This is a genomic window from Nicoliella sp. ESL1113, assembly GCF_058509245.1.
Map to the genome: position 1 here is coordinate 246,019 of NZ_CP196387.1, position 5,453 is coordinate 251,471.

Sequence of the window (5,453 nt, forward strand, 5' to 3'; positions counted from 1 at the left end):
GATAACTCAACCAATCAACAAGTTATTAGTGCCGTTAGTGCTGCCAACCAAGCGGTTGCAAGTGCGAGTGTCGCTACGCAGAATGCTAGTGCTGCGGTCGTCATCGCTACATCCGCCAGTGTCGTTGCCGATCAGGAAACTAAGGCCGCTAACGATGCACGGGATGCCGCTAGTTCATATGCAGCGATTGCACAATCAGCTGCCAAGAACTTCGATCCAGAAACGGCGAGCGCCGCAACTAGTAACGCAGTATTAATGGAATCTGCTGCTAGTTCGGCTTCAGAAGCTGTTAAGTCAGCCCGCGCTGATGTTGAACAGGCATTGCAAAATGCGAATGCTGCGGCTAGTGCTGCTAAGGCGGCCAATGAAGCTGCCAATGCCGCATTACAAAGTGCGAATACGGCTGCTACCAATGCTGGTAACGGCAGTGCTGCGATTGCTAAGGACGTTTTAAGAGCTAGTGAAGCTGCCAACGCCGCTTCCTCAGCTGCATCCGCTGCGAACCGTGATTACAGCGGGACTGCTAGCCAAAGCAATCACGCTAGTTCATCGGCTTCCTTAGCTGCAACTGCGGTCGTTGTTATTGCTAGTGCATCTGCAACCGTTAGTGCAACCAATGCAGCGGTGAACTCGATTGCAAATAACCATCCAGGCGTTTCTGGAATGGATCAAGCAATCAGTGCCGCAAGCGTTGCCAATGCCGCTGTTCAATCAGCCAATGCTGCTGTAAGTGTTGCTAATTCTGGTGCACAAGCTGAATTAGATCATGCTAGTCAGGCTGCTAGTGCTGCCAATGCTGCACGGGATGCGGCCAGCAGCTTTGCAAAGGTCAATGCCGATAATGCTTCGTTAGCAAATAGTTACAATGCATTAGGTGAGACCGCAAGCGCTAGTTCGTATAGTACTGCTGCGCGTCAAGCAGCAGATGCTGCGGAATCACAAGCCACCATTGCTGAGCACAATCGGCAGTTAGCATCTTCTGCAAGTGTTGCTGCTGAACAATTTGCAAGTACCGCGCGCGCAGCTGCAACGATCGCTGCGAGTGCAGTGGCCAGTGCTAATTCTGCATTGGGGGATGCCCAACTATTAGCTGATGGCTTCAATGCTAGTGCTAGTGCGCAAAAGGCTGCTGATGCCTTTGAAAGAGCAAAGAGTGCTGCTAGCTCTGCTGGTAACGATAGTAACGCCATTACTGATGCTTCGGTAGCGATTGCGACAGCCTCGAACGCTGCTGTAGCCAATACGCAAAGCGTTGCAATTGCTGCTAGTTCAGTCGATCAAGTTCTTAGTGCTAATCCAGCCAACAAGAGTGTTGCCAGTGCTGCTAGCGTTGCTAAATCAGCATTGAGTCAAGCAACTGAAGCGAACCAAGCTGCAAGTGCTGCTGCTTCATTAGCTGCATCGGCAAGTGGTGTGGCTGATCAACAAACCAAGGTCGCCAACGATGCACGGGATGCCGCTAGTTCATATGCAGCCGTAGCATCAGATGCTGCTAAACGCTTTGATCCTGAAGCAGCCAGCGTTGCTACTAGCCTTGCCATTGATAAGGCCAATGCGGCTTCGACTGCCTCCTTAGCGGTCAGTTCCGCTCGTAGCGCTGTCGAACAGGCATTAAGCACCGCTGCTAGTGCCTCGACAACTGCTAGCTCAGCCTCTGAAGCTGCCAACGCAGCATTAGATGATGCCAATGCTGCTGCTGGGCATGCTGGGACGTTGAACAGTAGCGTGGCTAGTGATACTGCACGTGCAAGTACCGCCGTTGCTGACGCTAGTGTCGCAGCATCGGGTGCTAACCGTGATTATAGTGGCACTGCGACTGAACCGAACGCCGCCAATTCATCGGCTTCGTTAGCAAGTAGTGCAGCTACGACCACTGAACATGCATCCTCAGCTGCTAGTTCATTTAATAACGTCGTTCACTCGATTGCTGCTGCTTACTCGGCAGCACCTGGCATGGATCAGGTGCTAGCAAGTGCTGATTCTGCATTAGCAATCGCTAGTGCTGCTAATTCAATCGCAAGCGCTGCAAATGCTACCGCCCAGGGTGAATTAACAAACGCTAGTTCAGCTGCGAGTGCTGCTAACTCCGCCCGTGATGCCGCAAGCAGTTTTGCTAAGGTAAATGCTGATAATGCTTCACTAGCAATTAGCTACGCTGCACAAGGTGACATGCAAAGTGCTGCTGAATACAGCCTTGCTGCTAGTCAAGCTGCCAATGCGGTTGCTGATCAAAATGCGGCTGCTAGGGCAAATAGTCAAGCAGCCTCGCTTGCTAGTTCTGCGGCTGCCAGTGCTGCTCAAGTCGCTAAGAACGCAGCTATCGATGCCAGCGCGGCCGTCGTTAAGGCCTCCGCTGCGGTCGATAGTGCTAATGTGATCGCCGATGGATTCAAAGCGAGCGTTAGTGCGCAATGGGCAAGCGAAGCCGCTGTAAATGCTGCGCGCTCAGCTAATTCAGCTGGTGTCGATAGCCAGGCAATCACAACGGCATCATCTGCGATCACCGTTGCTGCAAGCACTGCTGATGCTGCTGTGCAAAGTATCTCAGCAATTGCCAGTTCTGCTGGACAGGTCCTTTCTGCTAATCCAGCCAATCTTCAAGTTGCTAGTGCAGTTAGTGCAGTCAATGCAGCCGTTAGTCAAGCGGCTACTGCTAGCCAAGTTGCTAGTGCTGCTGTTCAAAGCGCATCAGCAGCTAGTTCAATTGCTGATCAACAAACACAGGTCGCAAATAGTGCACGGGACGCTGCTAGTTCATATGCAGCAAAGGCCCAATCCGCTGCTGATCACCTTGATCCACAGACTGCTTCTACAATGACGAGTTTGGCAGTCAGTGCTGAAACAGCGGCCTCCTCAGCATCTGCTGCTGTGCAGTCCGCACTTGCTGATGTTCAACAAGCATCGCAAAGTGCCAGTCGTGCTGCGGATGATGCTAGGGCTGCTAATGCAACCGCTCAATCTGCATTGCAAAGTGCAGTTAGTGCCGCTAGCGTTGCCAGTGGGACGCAGCAAAGCATTACTAGTGACGTTGCATTAGCCAGTTCTGCAGCTTCCGTTGCTAGTGTAGCTGCATCTGGGGCGAACCAAGATTATAGTGGGACTGCCAATGTAAGCAACCACGCTAGTTCGTCTGCTTCCCTTGCCAATAGTGCAATGAGTGTTGCTCAAAGTGGTGCGCAAAAAGCTGCCAGTGTTGCTGCATCAGCCAGTGCCGTTGCCAGTGGGAACGCTTCAGTGCCTGGCATTAGCGCCGTCAGTTCAGCGCTCAGTTCTGCAGCAGCAATTGCTTCGACTGCCGCTGTGAATGCCGCTTCCGCTAATTCAGCCGCCCAAGCTGAAACGATGAAGGCTAGTCAAGCTGCTAGTGCTGCGAACGTGGCTAAGGCTGCTGCAAGTAGTTATGCACAGGTGAATGCGAATAACGCATCGCTTGCCAACAGCTATGCTGCTCAAGGCGACACGGTGAATGCTGCGAATGCTAGTCAGGCTGCTCATCAGGCAATGGTGAGTGCTGAAAGTCAAGCTGCGATCGCACTGCAAAACAGCCAGGCAGCAGCGAATGCCAGCCAAGCTGCTGCTAGCTATGCATTAACTGCAGTTTCAGCAACTAACCTAGTTGCTTCAGCAAGTGCCCAGGTGAACCAATCAGCCACTGCGATTGCTACGATGGTAAGTGCCAATGGTGGATTACAATCATTAGCGGTTACGAGTGCTGCAATTAGCTCATCCGTGAGCCAGGCAAGTGCTTATAACGCCACCGTAGTTCAATCCACGGCAAGCGTTTATAATTACGCCTCCGTTGCCAGTGTTGCTGCATCACAAGCCAATAGTTATCAAGTTTATGCCATCACGGCGGTTGGTAGCATTAGCTCATATGCAGCTGCTAATCCTGCTAACTCCCAACTAAGTAGCTTGAATAGTCAAGCTAGTGGGTTGAACCTGACGATTAATTCTGCAAGCATCGTTGCTAGTCGGAATGCGAGTCAGGCCAGCGCTTACACTAGTCAAGCTGCTAGTGCTGCGACTGCATTATCCAACGCCAACATGGTAGTAACGACCGCGCGTTCAAATGCTAACAGTGCATACTTGGCTGCTTCTAGTGCTTATGCTGCTGGTAGTTATTCATTAGGTGATAGTTTAGCTGCTACGTTCAAGGGCTATGCTGCGGTTGCTAATTCCGCAGGAGCCGATGCAGCTAGTGCGTACAGTGCATTCAATGCTGCTAGTTATTCAGCAAGTAGTGCCGCTAGTGTTGCAGTGAGTGCTGCTGTAGTTGCTAAGTCGGCTGCTGAGATGCTTAGTGGATTCGTTACTCAAGCAGCTGGATTGATCTCCAGTAGTCAAAGTTCAGCTGTTCAATCATCAGCGAGTTCGACTGCTGCGTCCAGTTCCGCTTCGGCAACGTCATCGGCAGCTTCATCAGCAACGTCAACTACTTCCTCAGCCACCAGCAGTGCCTCTGCTGATTACGATAATTTCTTGAAGGGTATCAGTGATGCTAAAAAGAAAATTAATAATGGCGATCTAGCAACCGATAGTGCTTATGTTGCTGGTCGGACTGGCTATTTAGCCGGGAGCAAGGCTGGTTATAATGGTAAGCAACCGACTGCACTTGCTAGTGATGCTTCGCAATACGAAAGGGCGTATGCACTAGGTGCTAGTGCTGGATATGTTAAGTATCAAAGCCAAGCAGCCGTTGGGAAACAAAAAGCCAATAGTAGTTATCTAGCGCTAAGCTCGCTAAAGAACCGCTCGAAGGGTTATCGGGATGGTTACCTTAAGGCTTACAACGCTAAGTTAGCCAAGCATCCTAAGTATATCTACGCAACTGATTCGATTTACTCCTATAAGGGAGCAACGTTCAACACTCATTTACGGAAGGTATTACACCCTAAACGTTCACGGACGAATGCAATTCAATATCGGATCAAAAAGATCGTAATGACCAAATCTGGATTAATTCGTTACTATGTCAAAGCACTGATTAGTGGACGTCAAGCTGCTAAGTACAGCGGCTACATTACCGCTAATCGGAAGTATATTGTTAACACTTATTACCAAAGCACTCCTGCTACCAAGCAAGTTCGAGTAATTAACAATAAGGGGATTCGAATTCATTCCGCAACTAAGTTCGATCGGAATAATTCCACCCATGTTAAGAAATCCACTAAGCTAAATGTGCAGCGAATTGTTAAGTATAAGGGCATTACCCGCTTCTATATCGGGAATGGACAGTATATTACAAGTAACAAAAAATTCGTTAAGTTTATTTAACCCGTTTAAAAAAGAAATTAAATTGATAAAAAATATCAATTTAATTTCTTTTTTTTTTGAACCTAAATCAATGATTATATTTCTAATAAGTGGTACACTTAACAGCATAAGATACTGTCCACAAATGGATAGATTGTTTTTATACTAATAGATTTAAAGACGCAAAAGGGGATGTCCTC

1 protein-coding gene (running past one end of the window) is annotated in these 5,453 nt (G+C 49.3%); it reads left to right on the forward strand.

All coding sequences use genetic code 11. The features are described from left to right. Positions 1-5,274: the final stretch of a DUF5776 domain-containing protein gene (locus tag ACSYTJ_RS01130; RefSeq protein ID WP_491719948.1), read on the forward strand. 23,034 nt of this gene lie to the left of the window's left edge; 5,274 of the gene's 28,308 nt are visible here — the last part of the coding sequence; its start codon lies beyond the left edge, outside the window; its stop codon occupies positions 5,272-5,274. Positions 5,275-5,453 lie beyond the last annotated feature (179 nt).